This is a genomic window from Leptolyngbya sp. ST-U4, assembly GCF_039962215.1.
In the GTDB taxonomy this organism is placed as follows: domain Bacteria; phylum Cyanobacteriota; class Cyanobacteriia; order Elainellales; family Elainellaceae; genus Leptolyngbya_A.
Genome location: NZ_JAMPKZ010000001.1, coordinates 1 through 23,774, shown reverse-complemented (window position 1 = coordinate 23,774; position 23,774 = coordinate 1). Strand labels below are relative to the sequence as shown.

Annotated in this window: 16 protein-coding genes, 1 tRNA gene and 1 pseudogene; 15 read left to right on the top strand and 3 right to left on the bottom strand. The window is 51.7% G+C overall.

Going from position 1 to position 23,774, the window contains the following annotated elements:
- Window positions 1-334 precede the first annotated feature (334 nt).
- The 3 genes from NDA02_RS00090 to NDA02_RS00080 all read left to right on the top strand — a co-directional run bounded on the left by NDA02_RS00090 (window position 335) and on the right by NDA02_RS00080 (window position 3,807).
- Window positions 335-1,495, top strand: a complete 1,161-nt coding sequence (locus tag NDA02_RS00090; RefSeq protein ID WP_242067338.1) for a glycerol acyltransferase — start codon at window positions 335-337, stop codon at window positions 1,493-1,495.
- 65 nt (window positions 1,496-1,560) lie between these two features.
- Window positions 1,561-3,489, top strand: a complete 1,929-nt coding sequence (locus tag NDA02_RS00085) for a S9 family peptidase (protein WP_190791998.1) — start codon at window positions 1,561-1,563, stop codon at window positions 3,487-3,489.
- 105 nt (window positions 3,490-3,594) lie between these two features.
- On the top strand, window positions 3,595-3,807 hold the full coding sequence (locus NDA02_RS00080) for a hypothetical protein (protein ID WP_348254230.1): 213 nt from the start codon (window positions 3,595-3,597) through the stop codon (window positions 3,805-3,807).
- Between the two features lie 91 nt (window positions 3,808-3,898).
- On the opposite strand, the gene NDA02_RS00075 is transcribed toward NDA02_RS00080, so the two are convergent.
- Window positions 3,899-3,980 (bottom strand) — tRNA-Leu (locus NDA02_RS00075).
- 107 nt (window positions 3,981-4,087) lie between these two features.
- Between NDA02_RS00075 and ggt the strand changes: the two genes are divergently transcribed.
- Together ggt and NDA02_RS00065 are read left to right on the top strand one after the other, a co-directional pair.
- Window positions 4,088-5,779 (top strand): gamma-glutamyltransferase, encoded by a 1,692-nt coding sequence (gene ggt, locus NDA02_RS00070; RefSeq protein WP_190791996.1) that lies wholly within the window; start codon window positions 4,088-4,090, stop codon window positions 5,777-5,779.
- A 58-nt stretch (window positions 5,780-5,837) separates the two neighbouring features.
- The gene (locus NDA02_RS00065; protein WP_190791995.1) at window positions 5,838-9,011 is read left to right on the top strand and encodes a UPF0182 family protein; all 3,174 of its coding nucleotides are present in this window, start codon (window positions 5,838-5,840) and stop codon (window positions 9,009-9,011) included.
- An 85-nt stretch (window positions 9,012-9,096) separates the two neighbouring features.
- On the opposite strand, the gene NDA02_RS00060 is transcribed toward NDA02_RS00065, so the two are convergent.
- Window positions 9,097-9,732: a late competence development ComFB family protein gene (locus NDA02_RS00060; protein ID WP_348248474.1), complete on the bottom strand. Its 636-nt coding sequence runs from the start codon at window positions 9,730-9,732 to the stop codon at window positions 9,097-9,099.
- 1,115 nt (window positions 9,733-10,847) lie between these two features.
- Here NDA02_RS00060 and NDA02_RS00055 point away from each other — a divergent pair.
- The 10 genes and pseudogenes from NDA02_RS00055 (at window position 10,848) to NDA02_RS00010 (ending at window position 23,344) form a co-directional block, all read left to right on the top strand.
- Complete coding sequence (locus NDA02_RS00055; RefSeq protein WP_190792408.1) at window positions 10,848-12,146, top strand: glycosyltransferase family 1 protein; 1,299 nt, start codon at window positions 10,848-10,850, stop codon at window positions 12,144-12,146.
- 252 nt (window positions 12,147-12,398) lie between these two features.
- A pseudogene (gene glf, locus NDA02_RS00050) lies at window positions 12,399-13,517 on the top strand (UDP-galactopyranose mutase); the annotation flags it as partial.
- A 429-nt stretch (window positions 13,518-13,946) separates the two neighbouring features.
- Entirely contained in the window at window positions 13,947-16,181 is a 2,235-nt protein-coding gene (locus NDA02_RS00045; protein ID WP_190792406.1) for a family 1 glycosylhydrolase, read from the top strand.
- A 252-nt stretch (window positions 16,182-16,433) separates the two neighbouring features.
- Window positions 16,434-17,462 (top strand): TauD/TfdA family dioxygenase, encoded by a 1,029-nt coding sequence (locus NDA02_RS00040; RefSeq protein ID WP_190792405.1) that lies wholly within the window; start codon window positions 16,434-16,436, stop codon window positions 17,460-17,462.
- A gap of 75 nt (window positions 17,463-17,537) precedes the next feature.
- On the top strand, window positions 17,538-17,777 hold the full coding sequence (locus NDA02_RS00035; protein ID WP_190792404.1) for a hypothetical protein: 240 nt from the start codon (window positions 17,538-17,540) through the stop codon (window positions 17,775-17,777).
- 21 nt (window positions 17,778-17,798) lie between these two features.
- Window positions 17,799-18,863 carry a phosphotransferase gene (locus NDA02_RS00030; protein WP_348254227.1) on the top strand — a complete coding sequence of 355 codons (1,065 nt, stop codon included), beginning with the start codon at window positions 17,799-17,801 and terminating at the stop codon, window positions 18,861-18,863.
- Window positions 18,853-19,746 (top strand): ABC transporter permease subunit, encoded by an 894-nt coding sequence (locus NDA02_RS00025; RefSeq protein WP_190792402.1) that lies wholly within the window; start codon window positions 18,853-18,855, stop codon window positions 19,744-19,746. The genes NDA02_RS00030 and NDA02_RS00025 overlap by 11 nt, the downstream gene beginning before the upstream one ends.
- A 145-nt stretch (window positions 19,747-19,891) precedes the next feature.
- Window positions 19,892-20,704: an ABC transporter permease subunit gene (locus NDA02_RS00020; protein ID WP_190792401.1), complete on the top strand. Its 813-nt coding sequence runs from the start codon at window positions 19,892-19,894 to the stop codon at window positions 20,702-20,704.
- 53 nt (window positions 20,705-20,757) lie between these two features.
- Window positions 20,758-21,819 (top strand): ABC transporter ATP-binding protein, encoded by a 1,062-nt coding sequence (locus NDA02_RS00015; RefSeq protein ID WP_206755077.1) that lies wholly within the window; start codon window positions 20,758-20,760, stop codon window positions 21,817-21,819.
- 268 nt (window positions 21,820-22,087) lie between these two features.
- Complete coding sequence (locus tag NDA02_RS00010) at window positions 22,088-23,344, top strand: ABC transporter substrate-binding protein (protein WP_190792399.1); 1,257 nt, start codon at window positions 22,088-22,090, stop codon at window positions 23,342-23,344.
- Window positions 23,345-23,516: 172 nt separating this feature from the next.
- Here the strand turns inward: NDA02_RS00010 and NDA02_RS00005 are convergent, their stop codons facing one another.
- Window positions 23,517-23,642, bottom strand: a complete 126-nt coding sequence (locus NDA02_RS00005; protein WP_277879169.1) for a hypothetical protein — start codon at window positions 23,640-23,642, stop codon at window positions 23,517-23,519.
- Between the last annotated feature and the right edge of the window lie 132 nt (window positions 23,643-23,774).

The following is a 23,774-nucleotide window of genomic DNA, read 5'->3' as shown; positions in this document are numbered from 1 at the left end:
AAATTTCAAGTCGGTTCCGTACAGTCGATCGCTTCAATTGTGCCAGGATTATAAAATGAGAATCAGGCTTCCATCGTAATCAAGCAAACACGATCAACTTCAGAACGCAGATAGAATTGGCTCAAAGATGCAATCCGTCAGCGATCGTCACTCTAATAAAGAAAACCTTTAGATTTAAGCATTGAACTTACGTTTAACCCGGCATAAGCCGCTACAGCCTGAAATGGCTAAGCGTAGGCTAGCAGCATCGTCGATAAAGAAGTTCAATCTGGCGGAAGATGCTGTATTCGCGATCGAAGTGCAGAATAGAGAGTCGCTGTTTTAGGGGTCTGGAATGGATTCATCGTATCCACCGCAAGCTGTCTTCCAGAATTCGCTCGACTTAGAACAGGCAGACAGAGAACAGGGAGGAAGTGATGAAACACCGTTTCTGCGGGAACAGCCTGATACTGCGTCCTCCTATCACTTTCGTTGGTTTGACCGGTTTTGCCTGTGGTATCCCCCCGGTTGGCTTGTGCTATTCAACCGTCATTGGCAGCACTACCACGCCGATCCCGAAGGGTGGAACGGACTGGAATATCTGCTGTTTTTGCTTCCGGGCGGGTTTTATCTAGCATTGTTAATGCGATGGTTGCGGCTTGGCTGTCGTGCTCCGCGTGAAGTCGATCGCGAAATTGACCCCGCTTATCAGGAGGCATTTCGACGAGAAATCCTTATGCCCATTTTGAAGCACCACTTTCGGGCGGAACTACAACAGGTCGAAAACCTGCCCACCGAAGGAAATTTAATGGTGCTAATTAATCATGCAGGAATGTGTTTTCCGTGGGACATTATTGGGCTGGGTGTGCTGCTGAGCGGGGCAAGAGGCTGGATTGCGGAACCCGTGGGACATCCAATCTTTTTTGATCACCCGTGGCTGCGCTGGTGGCTTCCCGCCGGCTGGACGCAGCTTTTAGGGGGAATTCGAGCCGAAGAAGCAGCCGTCGAAACCGCAGTTGCCCAGCTTTGCAATTGTTCAGATCACCCCCTGCAAAGGGTCATTCTCTACGCTCCCGAAGGCTGGCGAGGATTAGTAAAGGGCTGGCGATATCGCTATCAGCTTCAGAAGTTCGACCCCAGCTTTATTCGCATGAGCGATCGCTATCAGGTGCCTTTATTGCCTGTGGTTTGTATGGGGAATGAGTATCTGCATCCCTGGACGGTGAATTTGAAGCAGGCAGCTCGCTGGCTCGGAATGCCCATTTTTCCCTTGTCGCCCCTTTTGCTGGTCTTCCTACTGTTTCCCTCAATGGGTGTATGGGCAAACCGTACTCGCCTGAAATACGTCATCCAACCCCTCCAGCAGCCCTGGCAAAATCCCCTGCCCCTCGATCAATCCCTTCAGCAGCGATCGATCGCCTACGAAAAAGCCCAGCAGCTCCGACTAGACCTACAAAAGCAAATCGATCGACTACGAAGCGAGAAACGATCGAACAAATCGCCTATGAACAAATAGCTTAAAAAAGTACTCTTTCACCCTCTTAATTTCATCACCCCCTTATTTTCCACCCATCCACTCTTATGACCCAAACCGCCTCTTCTGCTCCTTCAATCCAGCAGGATATCCCCCTGATTCCGCGTGAAGTGCTATTCGGCAACCCAGAACGAACACGCCCTCAGCTCTCACCCGATGGCAAATATCTCGCCTATATTGCGCCGGATGAAAAGAACGTACTGCAAGTGTGGCTGCGAACCGTAGGACAGGACGATGAGCGACAGCTTACTGCAGATCAAAAGCGCGGTATTCGGATGTATTTCTGGACGTATAACGGAACGCATTTGATTTATATGCAGGATGCCGATGGAGATGAAAACTTTCACTGCTATTCAGTCGATATTCATACAAACCTGGTACGCGATTTAACACCATTTCAGGGGGTCAAAGCACAGCCGATCGAGCTTGATCCAAACTTTCCCGATGATTTGTTAGTGGGACTCAATCTGACCGATCCCCAAAAGTTTGATGTTTATCGAGTGAATCTCAAAACGGGTGCGGTCGAGTTCGACACTGAAAATCCCGGCAATATTGTGAGCTGGACGGCAAACGCTCAGTTTCAAATTTTGGCGGCACTGGCAGCAACACCCGATGGCGGCACAGAGTTGATTTATCGTGAAGGGGTCGATCGCGAGTGGGAAACGCTGCGCCACTGGACAGCCGAGGACGAAGGATATGCCGCAGAATTTTCGCTGGACGGCAAAACGCTTTACGTCGTTGGTAGCCATAATGCAAACGCTCAGCGTCTCATTGCGCTGGATCTGGCAACAAAGCAAGAAACGGTGATAGCCGAAGACCCGCAGTATGATGTCGGCGGCATTGTTACCCATCCCACAAGCCGCAAACTTCAGGCAGTTGCGTTCTACAAAGACAAGCTGGAGTGGCAAATTTTAGACGATGCAATTCAAGCAGATTTCGAGACGCTATCGCAAATTCGATTACCCCATGGGGAAACTGCGGAGCAATCGAGTGAATATGGCATCAGCAGCCGCACGCTGGCAGACGATCGCTGGCTCGTTTCCTACACGACCGATGATGGTCCAGTGTATTACTACGTGTACGATCGCGAGACAAAGCAAGCAACGCTTTTATTCAGCAATAAACCAATTCTGGAGACGCTGCCGTTAACTTCGATGCAGCCCGTTTCCTACACTGCAAGAGATGGTCTCACCATTCACGGCTATCTCACCTTACCCAAAAATGCACCGCAAAATCTTCCGGCAGTACTGCTGGTTCACGGTGGACCCTGGGCGCGGGATACCTGGGGTTATGATCCAGAGGCACAGTGGCTTGCCAATCGCGGCTATGCCGTCCTGCAAGTCAACTTCCGAGGATCGACGGGCTACGGCAAGGCGTTTCTCAATGCGGGCAACCGGGAATGGGCAGGCAAAATGCACGACGACCTGCTAGATGGGGTAAAGTGGCTAAGCGATCAAGGCATTGCTGATCCGCAAAAGATCGCGATTATGGGTGGCTCGTATGGCGGCTATGCAACGCTGGTCGGTTTGACCTTTACGCCAGAGGTTTTTGCGGCAGGTGTGGACATTGTGGGTCCGAGCAGCCTGATTACCTTAATGCAGAGCATTCCCCCCTACTGGGAACCTTTGAAGGCACAGTTTTATCACCGGGTCGGCAATCTAGACCAGGAACCGGATTTCCTCAAATCCCGATCGCCCCTCTTCTTTATCGATCGCATTCAAAAACCACTGCTGATCGGTCAAGGAGCCAACGACCCGCGCGTTAAGCAAGCAGAAAGCGATCAGATTGCCGAGGCAATGCGATCGGCTGGAAAGCCCGTCGAGTATGTGCTCTACCCTGATGAAGGACACGGCTTTGCTCGCCCCGAAAACCGCCTGCATTTTTTCGCAGTTGCAGAAGAGTTTCTGGCAAAATATTTGGGCGGACGCTGTGAGCCGATCGGTGAGATTCCTGGAACAACAGGCGTCATGAAATAAACTGCATTCTGCGGCAGTGAAGCGGCTGTGAATCAATCGGGCCATTAGTTTGAATCTTCGGGTTTGAACCTTCGGGTTTGAATCTTGGGTGTTCGCAAAGAACAAGTGACCCAGAGCGAATTATCCGTGATTGATCACAGCCAGTCATTCCATCCATTTCATTTTGTCTCCGGATCGATATCGATCGCCAAAGCAATGGGGCTATCTGTCCTGGGTCTTTTGCCTTACCTGGAAGCAGTATGGGGTAAGCAAGTTTTTGCCAGCGTTGTCCCGCTTGTGCAGCAAAAGATTGATCGGCTTGCGCGCAATCGACTTTAATGCAGTGAGTAAGGGTCTTATTCGCCCATGCTCTGAACATGCTCTAGATATGAGCAGAATATAAATTGATATAGATATTAATCGATCGCGATGCGGATGAAAGGACTTGAACCTTCACTTCTTGCGAAACTAGAACCTAAATCTAGCGCGTCTACCAATTCCGCCACATCCGCAAATTTTTTGCTTAATCATCATAGCACATAGTGTTTTTTAGAAGAAGTGAAGAACGCGAAATCGCATGAAACGGTAAACTTTTGAAAATCACCATCCCGATCGCCTTATGCCTCACCCTTCTCATCCCGCGACTCGTGGCTCGATCGCCGCAGGACATCCGCTCACCGTTGAAGCTGGAATGGAGATGTTTCGCTTGGGCGGCAATGCGTTTGATGCAGTGGTGGCAGCGGTGTGTGCCTCGTTTATCGCAGAGCCAATGCTGACTTCTCCGGCAGGCGGTGGTTTTTTGCTGGCGCACGCTCAGAGTGGTCAGGATATTTTGTTTGATTTTTTTACCCAAACGCCTGGCCAGAAGCGCAATCCTGCCGAGGTTGATTTTTATCCGGTGCTGGTCGATTTTGGCGGCGTGTTGCAGGAGTTTCACATTGGGCTGGGGTCGATCGCCACACCGGGAATGATGGCAGGACTATTTCGGGTGCAGCAGCAGTTGGGGCGATTGCCCTGGTCGGTGGTACTGGAGCCAGCAATTCATCTGGCGCGACAGGGGGTTGAAGTTACGACCTTTCAGGCGTATAACCTGAAGATTCTCAGTCCGATCATTTTTGCCTCAGCCGCCGCGCGTCATCTTTATATGCCTGGGGGAACGCTAGTGCGAGCGGGCGATCGATTGGTCTTGTCCGATCTGGCAAACACACTGGAAGAACTAGCGATCGGAGGCGCGGACTCGTTTTATCGGGGAGACATTGCCCATCAAATCGTGAAAGACTGTCAGGCGCAGGGCGGATATCTGACCCAGACCGACCTCGAACAGTATCGCGTGATCGAGCGAAAACCGCTGAAAACGAATTATCGAGGTCATACGGTTATCACAAATCCGCCACCCAGTGCAGGAGGCACGCTGATCGCCTTTGCCTTCAGGTTGCTAGAGCAGGCGGATCTATCCCGATTCAAGTTTGGGTCGATCGCCCATCTCCAAATTCTGGCAGACACGATGCGGCTGACTAATATGGCGCGTTTGGCAGGCTATGACCAGCAGCTTGATCAGCCTGATTTTGCCGATCGCTTTCTGGCAGCTGAGCATCTGGCGCAGTATGAGCAGCTGCGAACCTGTCTTGCGGGACTGAATCTGGGCGATGCCGTTCAGTTGGAAAACAGTCCGTGGGAAAACAAGTGGGGCAGCACAACTCATGTGAGCGCGATCGATCAGGACGGCAACGCAGCCAGCATGACCTCCTCAAACGGCGAAGGCTCTTCCTATGTCATTCCGGGGACGGGCATCATGATGAACAATATGCTGGGCGAATCCGACCTGCACCCGATCGGGTTTCATCAGTGGCGCGAAAATGTGCGAATTGCTTCGATGATGGCTCCAACAATGATTTTGCAGAACGGACAGCCTGAGATCGTGCTGGGGTCGGGCGGCTCTAACCGAATCCGAACCGCAATCCTACAGGTGATCTCCAATCTGCTCGATTTTAAGATGCCCGTGGCTGAAGCGGTGGCTGCGCCAAGAGTTCACTGGGAAAATGGCATTTTTAACCTGGAGCCAGGACTGCTCCCCGACGAAATTCATTTCTCGGTTCAGGGAGCGGAACCGTTTCGGGCGGGTTCTTTGCCAAACCGTTCTCCCTTTAATCAATTTCCCTTTGATCAGACGGTTGAGTGCTGGCAGTCACAGAATATGTTTTTTGGCGGGGTTCATGCAGTCACCTCTAGCCAGGGCAGTATGACAGGCGCAGGCGATGCCCGACGAGGTGGAGCGGTGGGAGTTGTCGAGAGCCGTCTTGAACCGTCCTGAACCACAATAAAAGAAAGGCATTTTGTGCCCCTGTTTTGTGCCCCTGTTTTGTGCCCTTATGTTTCGCTCTCCGATCGCATCTCGTTTAGCCCCGTCCTCCGCCAGAGAAAACGCTTCCCGCTTCTGGCAGAAAGGAATACTGGCGATCGTCGGCATCCTGTTTTTTGTCGATCTGCTGATTTTTCTGTTTGCAGAACGCCTCTGGTTCCAAGAAGTTGACTATTTGTCCGTTTTCACAACTCGCCTGCAAGCACAGCTCATGCTAGCAGTTGTCACGGTAGGGATCAGTCTGGCAGTGTGGGGCACTCAGTGGCGACAGGCACAGCATTATGCCAAAGCACTGCCTGATCCCGGTGTTTCTCATCGCAAGGGGATGGTGCGGCTATTTCCGCTGATTCTGCTGCTGAGTTTGACGATCGCGCTGCTGGGGGTTGAGTATGGGCAGGCCATGGTGCAGCACTGGCATCCTCGCTTTGCCGCTTCTGCGATCGGGGAAGTCGTTGCCTATCGATCGCCATCAGTTCCAGAGCCGTTTCGTCCGCAGGCGGTGGCAGATTGGATTGGAAAAATCGTGGGGCAGCAAGGTGGGGGACTGTGGGGAGGGGCAGGGGTGGCGGCACTCACGACCGGGCTGCTGCTGCTACCTCGGTTTGTTTTGGGGACGATCGCCCTGCTGCTAAGTCTCGGTTTTGGACTGGTGATGTCTGAACAGTGGACGACGATTCTGGCAGGCTTGCATCCCACTTCTTTCAACCAGATCGATCCCGTTTTCGGCAGAGACCTGAGCTTTTTTATTTTTACCCTGCCCTGCTGGCAGCTTTTGCAGTTCTGGCTGGTCGGGCTATCTGTGCTGACGTTCGGTTCGGTGCTGCTGCTTTATTTGCGATCGAACGACAGCCTTAGTCGCGGCGAATTCGGGGGCTTTCCACAGGCGCAGCGGCATCATTTGTATCGGCTGGGCGGCTTTTGGCTGCTGACGGTTGCCCTGAGCCAATGGCTCGATCGCTATCGCCTGCTGTTCTCGCCGCTGGGGATTTCCTACGGGGCAAGCTTCACCAACCTCAGCATCGAATTACCTGTTGATACGGGGCTAAGTTTACTTGCACTCCTGCTGTCGATCGGCTCCTTCATACTGGGTTTCGGCTGGCACCCTAGAAAACGCGGTACAGGCAGGCAAATCTCTACAAAATCGGCTCCTTCAGTCCGACGCGATCGTGAACTGCTTCCTCGACGGGGAAAGCAAACTTCGGCAGACCCCGAATTTCAGTTTTCTAATATTGCTTATCCGATCGCCAATTCCCGTGGTTCTTCTGGCGTTGCTTCTCGCTCCCGTTCCTTCCGCTCTAGCTTGCCTCAGCCCGAAGCACAACCTCAGCGATTACGCCTGACTCCCCTGACTGCCCTGATCACCTTTGGTATCGCAGCCGCGATCGGCGGAGAAATTTTACCTTTTGCCGTTCAGCGACTAGTCGTGCAGCCCAACGAGCTTCAGGTCGAGCAGCCCTATCTAGAGCGAACGATTGCCCTTACCCGCGAAGCCTTTGACCTGAACAAAATCGATGTTGAGACGTTTAACCCAGAACCAACGCTTGCCGCCGCCGATATTCAGCAAAATGACCTGACGATCGATAACATCCGCCTGTGGGACACGCGCCCCCTACTGGAAACCAACCGCCAGCTTCAGCGCATTCGCCCCTATTATGAGTTTCCGGGGGCAGATATCGATCGCTACAGGCTGCTCAACGAAGACGGGACAATTACCCAGCAGCAGGTTTTGATTGCTGCCCGCGAACTGGATTTTGATACGGTTCCAGAAGTGGCAAAAACCTGGGTGAATCAGCATTTGGTTTACACCCACGGATACGGCTTTACGGTCAGTCCGGTGAATCAGGTTGCTGAAGGCGGGCTGCCCGAATACTACATTCAGGGCATTCCTGGCAGCCCCAGCAGCGATCGCATTGCCAGCAGCATTCCGGTGGGCAAACCGCGTATTTATTTCGGTGAGCTGACGAAATCCTACGTGATGACCCCGACTCGCACTCCCGAACTGGATTATCCCAGCGGCAGCGAAAATGTGTATAACCTGTACGACGGGCGCGGTGGTGTGGCGATCGGTCAACAGTGGCAGCGATTGCTCTTTGCGGAATATCTGCGCGATTGGCGGATGCTGTTTAACAATGATTTGACAACCGAAACTCGCCTGCTGTTTCGCCGCCGCATTCAGGAGCGGGTTCAGACGATCGCCCCATTTCTACGATTTGACAGCAACCCTTATCTGGTGGTCGCCGATGTCGGCAATAAGCAATGGCAGCGCGGAGCAGCCCGTCAGGTTTCGCCGCTGCCAGATGAGGGCTATTTGTACTGGATGATCGATGCCTACACAACGAGCGAGCGATTTCCTTATTCTGACCCGCTGGGAAATGAGTTTAACTATGTGCGAAATTCGGTAAAAATCCTGATTGATGCTTATCACGGCTCGGTCAATTTCTACGTCGCCGACCCCACCGATCCGATCATTCAGACCTGGCAGCAAATCTTTCCCGATCTGTTTCAGCCTTTGAGCGCAATGCCCGAAGCCTTGCAGCAGCACATTCGCTATCCAGTGGATCTGTTTCAGGTGCAGTCTAATCATTTGATGACATATCACATGATCGATCCGGTGGTGTTTTATAACCGGGAAGATTTGTGGCGTGCGCCTAACGAAATTTACGGAAATCAGCCCCAGCGCGTTGAGCCGTATTACCTGATTACCAAGCTGCCGATCGCCTCCAGTGAAGAATTTGTGCTGCTCTATCCCTTTACCCCGGCTCAGCGCAATAACTTGATTGCGTGGATGGCAGCGCGATCGGACGGCGAACAGTACGGCAGAATGCTGCTCTACGTGTTTCCCAAGCAGGAGTTAGTGTTTGGTCCAGAGCAGATCGAAGCCCGGATTAATCAGGACCCGGTTATTTCGCAGCAAATCACCCTCTGGAACCGGCAACGCTCTCGTGCGACACAAGGCAATCTGCTAGTCATTCCGATCGAGCAATCGCTGCTGTACGTGGAGCCGCTTTATCTTGAAGCGGAGCAAAACCAGCTCCCGACCCTGGTGCGTGTTATTGTTGCCTTTGCCAACCGGATTGCCATGGCCGAAACGCTTGAACAGTCACTCAAGGCAATTTTTCAGCCGCCTGAAGCCGCCGCCCCGATCGTGCGATCGGTTGAAGATGGAGCGTTGCCCGTGGATTAGGTAGAAGCAAGTTGAGCGTTACCTAACCCAAAGGGAATGACTAGCGCGAGGAGAATGAGCGCAAAGGCAGTTAGGGCAAAGAGAATTAGCGTGAAAAATAGAGTGGATCATCCCAGCCATATTCGGGATCATTGCCATTGGTCATCGATGCAATTGGGGCGATTGGGGCAGGAGCAGAAGCAGGCGGGGCAGGCATCGACGGGGCAGGAGCAGTCGGACGAACCGCCGCAGAAGCTCTAGCCGTTTGAGCAGATCGGCTACCCATGCCTCGATCCGCTGAAGTGCGCTCGTGCCACGAAGAGCCGCCCTGAGCTGCCCGAAAAGCTGCCCGCTTGATTGCCCGCTCCACCGCAGAAGGCAGTGTTTCCCACTGAATATCATCATCTTTGAGCAAGTGGCGCACCTGTTTCAGCACGTCGCTCAGGGGGGCGGCCTGATTCTGCTTCAGGGGGGTGTATCGCCGCAAAGGGTCACGTCGAACTGCCGCGATCGCCCTCTGGACTGCCTGCGTAATCTGGGGCGAAAACTTGATTTTGCCTTTTTGAATCTGGTATTCCAAACCCTGCTCGCTGGTCGCATACAGTGGCGGCAGTTGATTCAGAGCATAGGCAATCAGTTCCTCTGAGTTGATATAGGCAGAGGCACGGGCAGAAAGCGTTTTGCACTGACGAATGACTTCCTCCTCGACCAATAGCTCCATGATGTTCTTGTAAGTACCCATGCGCCGCTTTCCTCAGAAAATATACTTATATTTTTTACTTTACCCATAGCTTCAAGCATAAGAGCACTGCTTAAAAAGTAATATTGTGCAATGGGGGATTTTCTAAAAATTTACATCAAGTTAGGAAAAGATTTCTGTGAATTTGTAGACATTACGGGGTCTAGCTGCAGCTAAAAGAACTTTTGTGACCGTTGCAGGCTTGAGCTGAAGTCGAGCGCCGCCCAAGGGCTTATCCCTTAGTCAAACTGCAGCGGTTCGTCTTGATATGTCCTTCAGCTTTATTTTTCCTTCACATTTATTCATTTTTCGGTGGTATTACCGTCTTTCAGTGACACTACTGTCATTGTCCGGCGAGGGCAACTGCTCATCCTGCCCCGCCTGGGCCGATGCTGCAAACCCGATCGCATCCTGATAAGCCGAATTGCTTCGCTAATTTTCCAACTCTGGTTTTCTAGTTCTGGTTTTCCAATTTTGGCTTTTCAATTCTCGGAAAAGCTTCGTTCGCTTCCGAGTTCTCAAAGTTTTTTATTTATAGCGAATCTAGGAAAAAAACAGGACAATTGATTCGTTTTAAACATCTCAAAAGTCCTCAAACATTCTCAAATACTCTCCTAAAGCAACCCTAACTTTTGATTAGAGTTGGGGAAATTATTCAACACCTAAATTTTTGATAGATTGCTTTTTAAACAGCCAATCACGCTAATAAAGAACTCAAGGATGTAGGCAAAATAAATGCTCGCATTGAATTGCTACATAATTGCTAATCTCCAATGCACTTTGAGAAAATCTATTGCCAGAATAGAGATTCTACCCCAAGAAGTACTTCTTGTTTAGTAGCTTTGTAACTCTACTGTGCGAGGTAGCTACAGTCTACAGGGCTGAGCATATCCCCCTTTAGGCGTACATCATCTATCCTTTAGTTGGATGTTTAGAAGCAATTAGAACTGATAAGTTTTTAATCGAGGAATTGCCTTCCTGTTCCCTTCCTCAGTTCAGGGAAGATATCAATTTCCTATGTGAACGAACCGTTGATCTGAGAATTATCTTCCTAATTTCTGAAGCAATTTGAGGTTTATCTTTAACTGTTTCACTTCGTTTCAACTTTTGAGGTCAGAATGTCGAATCACCCTTTAAATGAACAGATTAACGGCAAATATTCATCTGATATGCCTGATCTGATCTGTTTGTCCCACTTGCGATGGGATTTTGTTTACCAGCGTCCTCAGCACTTGTTGAGTCGCTGTGCATCAGAACGCAGAGTCTTTTTCATTGAAGAACCCATGTTCACCGATGAAAATCACTGGCGGCTTGAGGTGAGCAGGCGCGAGTGTGGAGTGTGGGTTGCTGTCCCTCATTTGCCAAAGGGATTGACCGAGGATGTGACGATCGCCATTCTGCAAGGGTTGATTGATGACTTGATGGCAGAGCAAGAGATTCACGACTACATCTGCTGGTATTACACGCCCATGATGCTGCCGCTTGCCGAGCATCTCACCCCGTCGCTAGTCGTGTATGACTGTATGGATGAACTGTCTGCGTTCAAAGGTGCGCCGCCTGCTCTGCGTGAGCGCGAAGAGCGGTTGTTCGATATGGCAGACCTGGTTTTTACAGGGGGGCAAAGCCTTTACGAAGCGAAGCGCGATCGCCATCCGCAGGCGTATGCGTTTCCCAGCAGCATTGAGGCCGCCCATTTCAATCAGGCGCGTCAGGCTCCGGCAGACCCAGCCGACCAGGCAGGAATTCCCCATCCTCGCATGGGCTTCTATGGTGTGCTGGACGAACGCTTTGACATTGCGCTGCTCGATCAAATTGCTCAGGCGAAACCAGAATGGCAGTTTGTCATGATTGGTCCGGTGGTGAAGATTGATCCCGCCAGCCTGCCGCGCTATGCCAATATTCACTATCTTGGCGGCAAATCTTATTCGGAGCTGCCGCACTATCTGGCAGGCTGGGATGTTGCACTGCTGCCGTTTGCCCGGAATGAATCGACTCGCTTTATCAGCCCCACGAAAACGCCCGAATATCTAGCAGGCGGAAAGCCCGTTGTTTCGACCCCGATTCGGGATGTCGTACGCCCCTATGGCGAGCAGAATTTGGTGCAAATTGCTGAAACGGCTGAGGAGTTTGTGGCAGCGATCGAAACGGCGATGCAGCAGGGACAAGATCCTGAATGGCTCGATCGCGTGGATGCTTTTCTGTCGCAGACCTCGTGGGATCGCACCTGGTCAACCATGAGCGACCTGATGCAAAAGACGATCGCTCGCAAGCAGCAGCAGTTTAGCGAAGCGATGACGCAACCCGTTGCAGGAGCATCGAAGCCCGGAAAATCTGCTCAAGCGGGAGTAAAGCGATCAGCGCAGAGCGCAGCGAAAGAACCGATGTCTGCCGTAACTGACAAAGAAGTGGCAATCTAAGCTGCAGAAACGACGGGGGAGGCTGCTGAGTCTCCTCTCGATCGAATCCCAAATTTTGAAGCGTTCAATGTTCACTATTTACAGTCGATGCGTTAGTGGTTTCCTAACGTATCTATTTCTGAGACTTCATTGGTTGTGCTCACGCTACAGGCTTCTTCTCGATTTTTTAGAGCGCATTTGATCTTGTTCCCTTCATTCGACTAAACGATTTACATCATTATTCGCTAACACTTCACTGAGAGGATGTCTTAAATGTTTGATTATTTAATAGTTGGTGCAGGTTTCGCAGGCAGCGTTTTAGCAGAGCGGCTTGCAAGCCAGCTTGAGAAAAAAGTTTTGATTGTCGATCGCCGCAATCACATTGCTGGAAACGCTTACGATCACTACGATGACAATGGAATTTTAGTGCATCGGTATGGTCCGCATATTTTCCATACGAATGCGCGGGATGTGTTTGAGTATTTGTCGCAGTTTACTGAGTGGCGACGCTATGAACACCGTGTACTTGCCAGCGTAGACGGTCAGCTTGTCCCGATTCCGATCAATCTGGATACGATTAATAAACTGTACGGGCTAAAGTTAACTTCATTCCAGGTCGAAGAGTTTTTTGCATCCGTTGCAGAACCGCGTGACCAGATTTTGACCTCGGAAGATGTGGTGGTGAGTAAGGTTGGGCGAGAACTGTACGAAAAGTTCTTCCGCAACTACACGCGCAAACAGTGGGATATGGATCCGTCTGAACTCGATCGCTCCGTAACTGCCCGCGTTCCCACCCGCATAAACCGGGATGATCGCTATTTCACCGATACTTATCAGGCAATGCCGCTGCACGGCTTTACACGGATGTTTGAGCGGATGTTGACTAATCCCAACATCAGAATCATGCTCAACACCGACTATCGGGAAATTATGAACGTCATTCCTTTCAAGGAAATGATCTACACGGGTCCGGTGGATGAATTTTTTGATTATCGCTATGGGAAGCTGCCTTATCGATCGCTCCAGTTCAAGCACGAAACCCATGATAAGCCCGTCTTCCAGGATGCGCCCGTGGTGAACTATCCCAACGAACACCTCTATACACGCATCACCGAGTTTAAGTATCTCACTGGGCAGGAACACAACAAAACCAGCATCGTGTACGAATATCCCAGAGCCGAGGGCGACCCCTACTATCCGGTTCCCCGTCCGGAAAACGCCGAGCTGTACAAAAAGTACAAAGCCTTAGCCGACGCAACGCCCGACGTGCATTTTGTGGGACGACTGGCGACCTACAAGTATTACAACATGGATCAGGTTGTGGCGCAGGCGTTGACAATCTTCAAGCAGCTCAGCAGCAAGGAATCGCTGGAAGTGGTGATCAATCGCTAGTTCGTGAATTGAAAACTGTTGATTTTCTCAGCTACTTGAGACGTGTTTGAGGTTCTACATTGCCTCCTAAATTCCTCTACGGTGGGGGACTTTGAAATCCGCAGGCCAATGAAGTTTTTTTCAGAATAGGCTTCTGTGTACATCCATTTCGATCGCTGATTCCAAGAGCCTGTTCGTCTGCAAGATTCCTTTGTCCCCCAATTGAGGTGGACTGTCGAACCGTTTCTGCCGCTCGATCGCTCAAAGTCGCCCAGAATTGGAATCTAGGGGGCTGAAACGCTCTGAACACCCATCAGGAAACTTGGGAGCACCCAGTAGCCAGAATACATAGGCAAAATCCGGTAGCCAGAATTGGGAAGTTCGGCAAGCTGAGCAAGTTAAACGGAAAGTTAAACGCTAATCTAGCAGTCAGTTGGAGCGCAACACCGCATGACACAGGCAGGGCAAACGCCGATCGTGGAACTTTGGGCTGGCATTGAATGCACCGTAAATCGGGTGGGCGATCGATTTTTTGACCAGCTTGAGCGCAACGGACACTACAGCCGTACTGAAGATCTGGAGCAGTTTGCCGCGTTGGGTGTGAAGGCAATTCGCTATCCGGTAGTGTGGGAGCGCATTGCCCCTGGGGGAATTGATTGCGCCGACTGGAGCTGGACAGACGATCGCCTAAATCGTTTGCGGGAGCTGGACATTCGCCCGATCGCAGGCTTGGTGCATCACGGCAGTGGACCTGCCTCTACCAGTTTGATCGATCCGCAGTTTGGCGAAAAGCTAGCTCAGTTTGCCCGTGCAGTCGCAACGCGCTATCCCTGGATTGATGCCTACACGCCGATCAATGAACCGCTGACCACTGCCCGATTTAGCGGCTTATACGGTCTCTGGTATCCCCACGGTCGGGACGATACTACGTTTTTACGGTGTCTGCTGAACGAATGTCGCGCGGTGGTGCTGTCGATGCAGGCGATTCGCGAAATTAATCCTGCCGCTCAGCTGATTCAAACCGAGGATCTGGGCAAGATGTTCAGCACGCCGCTGCTCGCGTATCAGGCAGAATTTGAAAACGAGCGTCGCTGGCTATCATTTGATTTGGTTTGTGGTCGGGTCGATCGCACCCATGCCATGTGGAAGTATTTGCTGAAGGCAGGCATCACCGAGGCAGAACTAGATTGGTTTGGGGCGCATCCCTGTCCGCCGGATGTGTTTGGCATTAACCACTACATGACCAGCGATCGGTTTCTGGATGAACGGCTCGATCGCTATCCTGCCCATACACATGGTGGCAACGGCAAGCACTCATACGCTGATGTGGAAGCGGTTCGCGTTTGTGCCGCAGGCATTCCCACGCCGAAGGACTTGCTGCGCGAAGTCTGGGATCGCTACCAAGGAACGATCACCCCGCAGGGAGAATCGCCTCGCGTCGCCGTTACAGAAGTGCATTTGGGCTGCACTCGCGAAGAGCAATTGCGCTGGCTCCAGGAAGTCTGGCAAGATGCTCAGGCGTTGCAACAGGAAGGCATTCTAATTCAGGCGGTTACGGTTTGGTCACTGCTGGGGGCTTATGACTGGAATACGCTGCTCACCCGCAATGAGGGCTTTTACGAACCTGGCGTGTTTGACCTCCGCGCTCCTGCCCCGCGTCCGACTGCGTTAGCCCTGATGATGCGCTATTTCGGCGAAGGACGAGATTATCAGCATCCATTGCTCGAAATTCCGGGCTGGTGGAAACGGGACGATCGCCTTCTTTATCCGCCCGTAAACTGTCAGGAGCAGGGAGGTATCGCCGTGCAGCCATCGGTTTCGGCCCGACTCGATACCGTTGCCCCGGTGCTGATTACAGGCGCGACTGGAACGCTGGGACGGGCATTTGCTCGCATTTGTGAAGTTCGGGGAATTCCCTATCGGCTACTGTCTCGCCGGGAAATGGATATTACTCAGCGGGAATCGGTCGATCGCGTTTTGGCAGAGCTAAAGCCCTGGGCAGTGATTAACACGGCGGGCTATGTGCGGGTCGATGACGCAGAACATGAACCCCAGGCATGTCGGCAAATCAACGCGGAAGGGGCGGCAATTCTGGCGCAGTCTTGTGTGCAGCACAATGTTGGCTATGTCACTTTCTCCTCAGACTTGGTGTTTGACGGCAACCAAACCCAGCCCTATCTCGAAAGCCACGATGTCGCGCCACTTAACGTTTACGGACACAGCAAGGCAACTGCTGAACAGTGGGTGCTATCTGCCCATCCCTGCGCTTTGGTGATTCGCACCAGTGCCTTCTTCGGACCCTGGGATCAGCACAATTTCGTGACAATCGCCCTCAGAACCCTGGCGGCTGGGAAACCGTTTGTGGCGGCAGAAGATGCGATCGTTTCCCCCACCTACGTCCCTGATCTGGTAAATACCACGCTGGATCTGCTGATCGACGGCGAATGCGGTTTGTGGCATCTGGCAAATCCGGGCGAAATCACCTGGGCAAACCTGGCGCGGCAAGCAGCAGAAATGGCAGGAATGCGATCACCTCAAATTGAAGCCCGTCCTACTGAAGATCTCGGCTTCACTGCTCCGCGTCCAATGTACAGTGCACTTTCCAGTGAACGGGGCATTTTGCTACCGACTCTCGAGCGGGCGATCGGGCGGTATTTGGAGGAGTGTGAGGGAGTGAGGGGTTAGCGTTTGAGCCAAGGAGTGAGAGTCCAGGTGAAAGCGGTTCTGATCAGAGTGATTAGCATTTTGAGAATGCGATCGTAGGTTTGGTGAAGCCTACTGCCGACTTCTGGATCAAGCCGGCTTCTGGATCAATTGGAGCAATCCCTCCGCATTGTCTCCCTGGCAGCAATTTTGAGAAGAAAGATAAGCTAGGATCGCCCTTCGCACATTCCTGTGCATGAATCTTTCGGATCATTAAGGATCAAGGAGGCTGTGATGCAAACCGTTAAGGTCGCTTCTCACGCGCTGCATCTGGTGGACCGCTACGAGTTGGACGAGCAGACTTTAGCGTTGTTTCTCACGCCTGGAGCCGATCCCTACGAGGAAACCGAGGAATTTTTGTTTGAGTGTGAAATGCGGGCGGACGAGATGCCTCGCTTCCTGCGCCGGGCACTGCTGGAGTTTCAAGTGCATTCCAACCCGGAAGGGATTTTGCTGCTGCGAGGGTTGCCGATCGAGCCAGACCTTCCGCAAATTCATACACCGTCTGACGCGAAGCGATTACCCCTCCGGGGAACTGCGAAGCAAACGGCGGAAAAGAAAACCCACGTCAGCGAACGCTGTTTAGCGATGATCGGCAGCCGTCTGGGGCATCTGGTGTCCTACATTCAAGAGAAAAACGGCGATCTGTTTCAAAATCTTGCTCCAGTAAAAGGAACCGAGAAAATTCAGGCTTCGAGCGGTTCTCAGGTGCAGCTTCAGTTTCATCGCGAAACGGTGTTTCATCCCTATGCGCCGGAATATTTGCTGCTTTATTGTCTGCGCCCGGATCACGATCGCGCTGCCGAAACGACTTATGCCAGTATTAGCCATGCTCTGCCGCTGTTGTCAGACGCCCATCGAGAACTTCTGTTTCAGCCGCTTTATCGAACGGGCATCGACTATTCCTTTGGCAATTTGCAAACCGTGAAGGGCAACGGTCCGGTGCTGCCTGTGCTGTACGGCAACCGTCACGACCCGTTCCTCAACTACGACGAGGATTTGATGACGGCAATCACGCCTGAAGCAGAAGCAGCGCTAGAAGCTCTTAAAGATGCCGTTGTGTCCGTTTATCGGGGAGTCAAGCTGAACTCTGGCGATCTGCTCTGCATCGACAATCGGCGCACCGTTCACGGACGGTCTTCGTTTGTGCCTCGTTATGATGGTTTCGATCGCTGGCTACAACGATCGTTTGTGGTGCGCGATTTGGGCGAATCGGCAGTCGATCGGCAACTGGGAGAACGGGTGATTCGCACGAAGTTCTAGAAGTTCCAACTGAGTTAAACATCCATGTAACTGCATTTTCTGAAGGGAATCGAGCAGTTTCAATCCGTTCCATTGTTGAGCGATCGGGTTCAGTCCTACCTGCTTCATGCTGAAGCTGAGCATAATTTGCTGCTGGCGTTGTTGCTACGATGGATTCATTTTCCCGATCGCTTTTCTAAGCCGCCGCGAATTGCGATTGTAGAGGAAAACGAAGAAATTCTGGCGATCGGCTATCAACCACTTTATGATTGGCATGAGTATAAGTTGAGTAAGCCATTTCGACTTCCAGGAAATTGGTATTCTAGGGCAAGATAGCGTCTATTGGCGATTGCCCTTATGCCCACCCAATCGATCGATTTATCCCAACTTCAGCAGCGGCTCACCGCTCATCTGCAACAAACCCGATCGCTTACTGATCCAGTTCAGCTATTCGCCCACGGAGAGGCAAACGTTATTTTTCGATTGGGCGATCGGCAAATTGTGCGAGTTGCAGTCAACACACCGAATCAGCGATTTGAAGGGGATATTCGACGCGTTACGCGGTTTGAAAAATCAATTCTTGAATATCTAAATGGTACGGAAATTGGGCATCAGCTTATTGCAGCCCAGTTAGAACGATCGAATGATTTTTCCTATACTTATTTGATTACTGGCTATCTTCCAGGAGATTCACTGAATTATAGTCGAGTGCATCTGCAAAAATGTGCTGAGACTTTAGCGCGGCTGCATTCTTTGCCGTCTCAGAAAGGCTATGAAATCGATCGTCTCAAAAATGCTGTACCGATGATTCAGGAACCATTAACGCTGTTTTACCAGGAAGCAAAACAATATGCTCAGCCCTATCTAGATTCTGCCGATGCCGATCCAGAGATTGTGGCGATGATAGAAGCGGTACTGAAAAAAGCAGAGCAAAATTTATGGCGCGAGGAATGGCTGCGAGAATCTCCCCATCTTTGTTTGGTGCATAGCGATCACACCTATGAGAATTGGGTGGTGAACGATCGCCAGGCCCGTCTGATCGATTGGGAATGGGCAGAGTTAGGCTCTCCAGCAGGGGATTTAGGGCATTTTCTATCGCCTGTAACGATCGTTCGCTGTCAGAATTACCGCTTACCCACAGCCGATCGCGCCTTCTTTTTGCAGTGCTATTATGATGCGCTGGAGAATCAGGATTTAGCGAATCGGATTGCTCGGCATTTTGCGGCGTTTGGAGTGTATCCTGCAGTTCGATCGCTGTGCTGGACAGCAGGCTATTGGATTACGGCAAATCGCTGGTATGCTGGCTCAGAGGAAAGTTTCAGCGCAAAGGAACGCATGAGACGACTGGAGCAAAGCCGTCAGCAGTTTCCAGAACTGTGGCAGGAAGTAATGCAATGGCTGGAGGAATCGGGTGCAGATTAGCAAACCTGGGAGACAAAGGGGGTTCAACCTGCGTGAACTGGGGCAGACGGGACGGGCGTATTTGCTGCTGCTGCCTGCGCTGAGCGTGGTTGGTCTTTTGTTCGGCGGTGGACTGATTCTGGCACTGCTGCAAAGTTTGGGGCTACTGACGATTCTTGGTTCAGGACAGCCTAACCTGGCAGCCTATCGATCAGTTTTTGCCAGCTCAGAAGTTTGGCGATCGCTGTGGCTTAGCTTTTATATTGCGGTTGTCTCAACCGGGCTTTCAACCATTCTCAGCGTGGGATTAGCCTTGCTGCTGCGATCGGCGGGACGATGGGCGAGTTTTGCCTGTCAGATTACGTTGCCCATTCCCCACCTGGTTGGCGTAACAGGAATGCTGCTGTTGCTGTCGCCGAGCGGTCTGCTGTCGCGGATTGCGTTTACGCTGGGCTGGATTCAGTCGGATCAGAATTTTCCACTGCTGGTTAACGATGTAGCAAATATCGGTGTCATTCTGCATTTCCTCTGGAAAGAGATTCCGTTTATCACGCTGATTCTTTTAGCCGTTCTGCGCGGTATCAATCCTGGATATGAAACTCAGGCGCGTGCGTTGGGCGCGAATCGCTGGCAGTGCTTCTGGAATGTTACTTTTCCGATGATGAAACCGGGAATTTTGTCGTCCAGTTTGATTGTCTTTGGATACATCTTTTCGTCCTTTGAAGTGCCTTTTTTGCTTGGTTCAACTCGTCCTCGTACCCTGCCTGTTCTCGTTTACCGATCGTTTACCGATAGCGATCTGGCAAGTCGTCCTGAAGCGATCGCCCTGGGGTTGATTCTGGCGGTGATTGCGATCGGGCTGATTGTGGTTTACTTGCAAATTACTTCCCGCCGTCAAACTTGAAGGCACTGCCGTTTGCCTGAAAACCTGGTACTGGGCTTGGCAGGAGAGACTTTAGGAAAAATGCCCATTCCTGAAAAGCCTGGCTCTTCGCTCGCTCTCAAAGTCCCCTAAAGTTAGAAAACTCAGGGGGCAATGTAGGACATTTATGACCTCTCAACCATTCTTGAGAATGCGAAATAGTTTACTTTTTCTGATCATCGTCGTTCTATTCCTACCGTTCCTGCCGCTGTTGATTTGGTCGTTCGCGCAGGGCTGGTTTTTTCCGCAGCTTATCCCTGTTCAGTGGACGCTGGAGCATTGGACAGAAGTTCTGTTTGGCACGGCGAGAGTGGCAGAGGGACTGCTGCAAAGTTTGACGATCGCCCTGATTACAACTGTTCTATCCTTGCTGGTAGGGCTTCCGGCGGGGCGGGCTTTGGGGATGATGGCGTTTCCGGGGAAGGCAGTTCTGAAGCTGTTTTTGCTGACGCCGATTATTGTGTCTCCGCTGGCAACGCTAATGGGAATTCAGTTTGTGCTGATTCGGCTGGGGCTGAACGGGACGTTGGCAGGTGTGGCGCTGGTGCATTTAATGCCGACAATTCCCTACATGACGCTGGTGCTGGCGAGTGTGTTTGCTAATTTTGAGACGGGCTACGAGATTCAGGCACGATCGCTAGGAGCTTCCCCAATCCAGACTTTTTTGCAGGTGACGCTACCGCTGATTGCGCCCGGTGTGGTTGTGGGCGCGCTGTTTGCGTTTCTCATTTCCTGGAATGAGTTCCTGCTGACGTTTATTGTGGGAGGCGGACGAGTATTTACCCTGCCGATGGTGCTGTTTACGCTGCTGCAAGGCGGCAATCAAGGCTTAACCGCAGCCGTTGCCATCACTTCGGTCGTTCCCGGTTTAGTATTCTTAGTGTTGGCAAGTCGATCGCTGCAAAATGATGTGGCGTTAGGTGGGCTGGGGAATGTCTAAGGAAACATCTGGGGAAGCATCTGGGGAAACGTCTAGGAGAACGTCCAGGAAACATGATGGAACATTTGCTGCTGCAAAATTTGACGAAACGTTTTCAGGACGTAACGGCAGTTCAAGATTTATGGCTCAGCGTGAATGCAGGCGAAATTTTGGCGTTGCTGGGTCCATCGGGCTGCGGCAAATCGACGACGCTGCAAATGATTGCGGGAATGCGGCGACCGGATACGGGATCGATCGTCCTGGATGGCAAAACCCTCAACGCTGTGCCGCCGGAAAAGCGAGATATCGCCTTGGTGCTTCAGCGCGGCTTGCTGTTTCCCCATTTGACGGTGGGCGAGAATGTGGCGTTTGGGCTAAAAATGCGTGGCGTGAATCGGGTCGATCGCGAGTCAAAAGCAAAATTAATCCTCAGTCAGGTGCAGTTGGAAGGCTTTGCCAACCGAAAACCTGCTGAACTCTCTGGCGGTCAGGCGCAGCGGGTCGCTCTGGCACGATCGCTGATTATTCAGCCCAAGCTGCTGCTGCTCGATGAACCCCTCTCTGCCCTCGATGCGAATCTGCGCGAAGAAATGCAGGAGCTAATTTTGCGCTTGCAGGCAGACACTGGAATCACCATGCTGGTTGTCACGCATGATCAGTCAGAAGCGGTGGTGATGGCGCAGCGAATCGCGCTCATGTTTGACGGACGTTTACGGCAGGTCGCACCTCCAGAGCAGCTTTATGGTCAGCCTGTTGATGAAAGAACGGCTCGCTTTATGGGTGGCGTGAATTTCTTTTTGGCGGAGGCAAGGGGAACGCAATGGACTTTAGAGAATCGTCAAATTCTCACCAGTCAACAGCCTGCTGAAGGAAGGGTCTGGGTCACAATTCGCCCCGAACAAATTCAAATTTTCCCTGCGCCGATCGAGACCGTGAACTGCATTCAAGCAATCGTAACCGTAAATCGATTTATGGGCACACAGCGACGACTCACCCTCACTGCTGGCGATTTAACGCTGCAAGTTTGGACGACACCCGGTCAGGATTGGCACATCGACCAGACCGTTTGGGCTGTGCTGCCACTCGATGCGCTGTGGTGTTTTCCAGTGACAGAAACATCTACCGCAGGACAGTAAATTGCTTTATAAGGTGGTATTTCGGGGAATGCAATCTGTAATTAAACCAAACTCTAAGCAGCAGGAATTCAGCGACCTGTAGAATTCCTTTGTTCTTCTCGTTTCTTCCCTGAGCGATCGCTGACTGAATCTCTTCATAAATCATTCGTTTGTCCTCAGGGTTTGCACAATTCGCTATATTTGTTTGTGGACTTATTCCCATACGCTATTCATCGCCCTGTGCCCATTCGCATAACCTCTGAGTTGTTTTCAGATTAATCAGATTAATATGATCGATTCCCTTTCGCGTCGTCGGTTTCTGCTGCTGTCGGGCAGTGCCTATCTTGCCACGCTGGTGAGCAACTGCGCTCAAAATCAACAATCTACCGCGCCCTCTGGCTTTGATCCCAAAACGGCTTCCTGGAATGGTGTCCTCACCGCTGTAAAAGGAACCACGGTGAACTGGGCAATGTGGGGGGGCAGTGACAATATCAACGCCTTTGCCGATCGCTGGGTTGCGGATCAGCTCAAGAACCAATATAGCCTGACGCTCAATCGCGTTCCCCTTAACGACACAGTGGAAGCGGTGAATAAAGTTGCGGGCGAAGTGCAGGCAGGACAAACCAAAGGCGGCGGCATCGACCTGATCTGGATCAACGGTGAAAACTTTCGCACGATGAAGCAGGGAAATTTGCTGCTCGGACCCTTCACCGAGAAATTGCCCGCAATGCAGCACTACGACCTGAACAATCCAGCGGTTACGTCTGATTTTGGCTTGCCGATCGATGGCTTTGAAGCTCCCTACACGGGTTCCTATTATGTGATGGCAATGGATAGCGCAAAAGTCGATCGTGCTCCCACCAACTATCAGGAATTGCTCGACTGGGCAAAAGCCAATCCGGGACGGTTTGCCTACGCTGCGCCGCCTGTTTTTGACGGAAGCCGCTTTTTGCTCACGGCACTTTATGGCGTCACGGGGGGCTATCAGCAGTATGCGGGCGAAAAGTTTAACGAGGATCTGTGGAACCAGAATTCGCCCAAAGTGACGAGCTATCTGAAAGAACTGGAGCCTCACCTCTGGCGACGGGGCGAAACCTATCCGCCAACCCAGACTCGCTTGCAGGAGCTTTTCGCCAACGGGGAAATCTGGATGATGCCTGTCTTTGTCTCCAGCGTGGCAGAAGGCTTAGCAACCGGACAACTTCCCAAAACGACCAAAGCGTTTACCATTCCGGGAGTGTCGCTTAATGATCCATCGTTTACTGCGATTCCGGTGAATGCCAGCAATCCGGCAGGCGCAATGATCCTCGCAAATCTCCTCTCCAGTCCAGAGGGGCAACTGCAAAAATTCAAGCCGGAAGTCTGGGGTGATCCGCCATTGCTGGATGTGACCAAAGTGCCGTCGAACCTTCAGCAGGAATTCGCGAAGGTAGAGGCAGCCTACGGGATTCCGCTCAAGGAGTTGACCGGGAATACGGTTCCGGTAGTGAATGCAGAGTATACAACTCGGCTGGAAGAACTATGGGAGCAGGAAATTGCCGGATAGGGAATAAATCAGCGCGAAGGGCAGGAATTCTTTTCAGATGAGTCAGATTAGAAGGTGTTTGAGGAGCCTCAGAGATCCTGTGTTGCCTCCTCAACTTCCTCAATTTCCTAATCCCGGAGGACTTTGAAGCCTTTAGGAGAGCTGGACGCGGTTTTGCTGCCAGGGGTTCTTTCTATCTCGCAGTGTCAACGCTGCCTCCTCGCTGGCTCTTGAAATCGCCTTTATTCGATCGCCACTCATTCCCGTCTAATCGATCGCCGACCTTGCTATCCTTCTCCTTAGCATGAGTTTGGCTCATAAGTTTGGTTGTTCGTCTTATACCAATTCAATAAATACCTGCTACAGATAAAGCATTGAGAATGTAATCCCAACCGGTTAAAGACGCAATCGTCTGGCGTTGCAACTGCTGCAATTGCTGAGTCAACTCTTC

Coding starts and splice junctions, on each gene's coding strand:
- NDA02_RS00060 (WP_348248474.1), bottom strand. CDS start 9,732: ATGGGTACTTACAAGAACATCATGGAGCTATTGGTCGAGGAGGAAGTC.
- NDA02_RS00045 (WP_190792406.1), top strand. CDS start 13,947: ATGACACAGGCAGGGCAAACGCCGATCGTGGAACTTTGGGCTGGCATT.
- NDA02_RS00010 (WP_190792399.1), top strand. CDS start 22,088: ATGATCGATTCCCTTTCGCGTCGTCGGTTTCTGCTGCTGTCGGGCAGT.
- NDA02_RS00015 (WP_206755077.1), top strand. CDS start 20,758: ATGATGGAACATTTGCTGCTGCAAAATTTGACGAAACGTTTTCAGGAC.
- NDA02_RS00020 (WP_190792401.1), top strand. CDS start 19,892: ATGACCTCTCAACCATTCTTGAGAATGCGAAATAGTTTACTTTTTCTG.
- NDA02_RS00085 (WP_190791998.1), top strand. CDS start 1,561: ATGACCCAAACCGCCTCTTCTGCTCCTTCAATCCAGCAGGATATCCCC.
- NDA02_RS00040 (WP_190792405.1), top strand. CDS start 16,434: ATGCAAACCGTTAAGGTCGCTTCTCACGCGCTGCATCTGGTGGACCGC.
- NDA02_RS00055 (WP_190792408.1), top strand. CDS start 10,848: ATGTCGAATCACCCTTTAAATGAACAGATTAACGGCAAATATTCATCT.
- ggt (WP_190791996.1), top strand. CDS start 4,088: ATGCCTCACCCTTCTCATCCCGCGACTCGTGGCTCGATCGCCGCAGGA.
- NDA02_RS00005 (WP_277879169.1), bottom strand. CDS start 23,642: ATGAGCCAAACTCATGCTAAGGAGAAGGATAGCAAGGTCGGCGATCGA.
- NDA02_RS00030 (WP_348254227.1), top strand. CDS start 17,799: ATGCCCACCCAATCGATCGATTTATCCCAACTTCAGCAGCGGCTCACC.
- NDA02_RS00090 (WP_242067338.1), top strand. CDS start 335: ATGGATTCATCGTATCCACCGCAAGCTGTCTTCCAGAATTCGCTCGAC.
- NDA02_RS00065 (WP_190791995.1), top strand. CDS start 5,838: ATGTTTCGCTCTCCGATCGCATCTCGTTTAGCCCCGTCCTCCGCCAGA.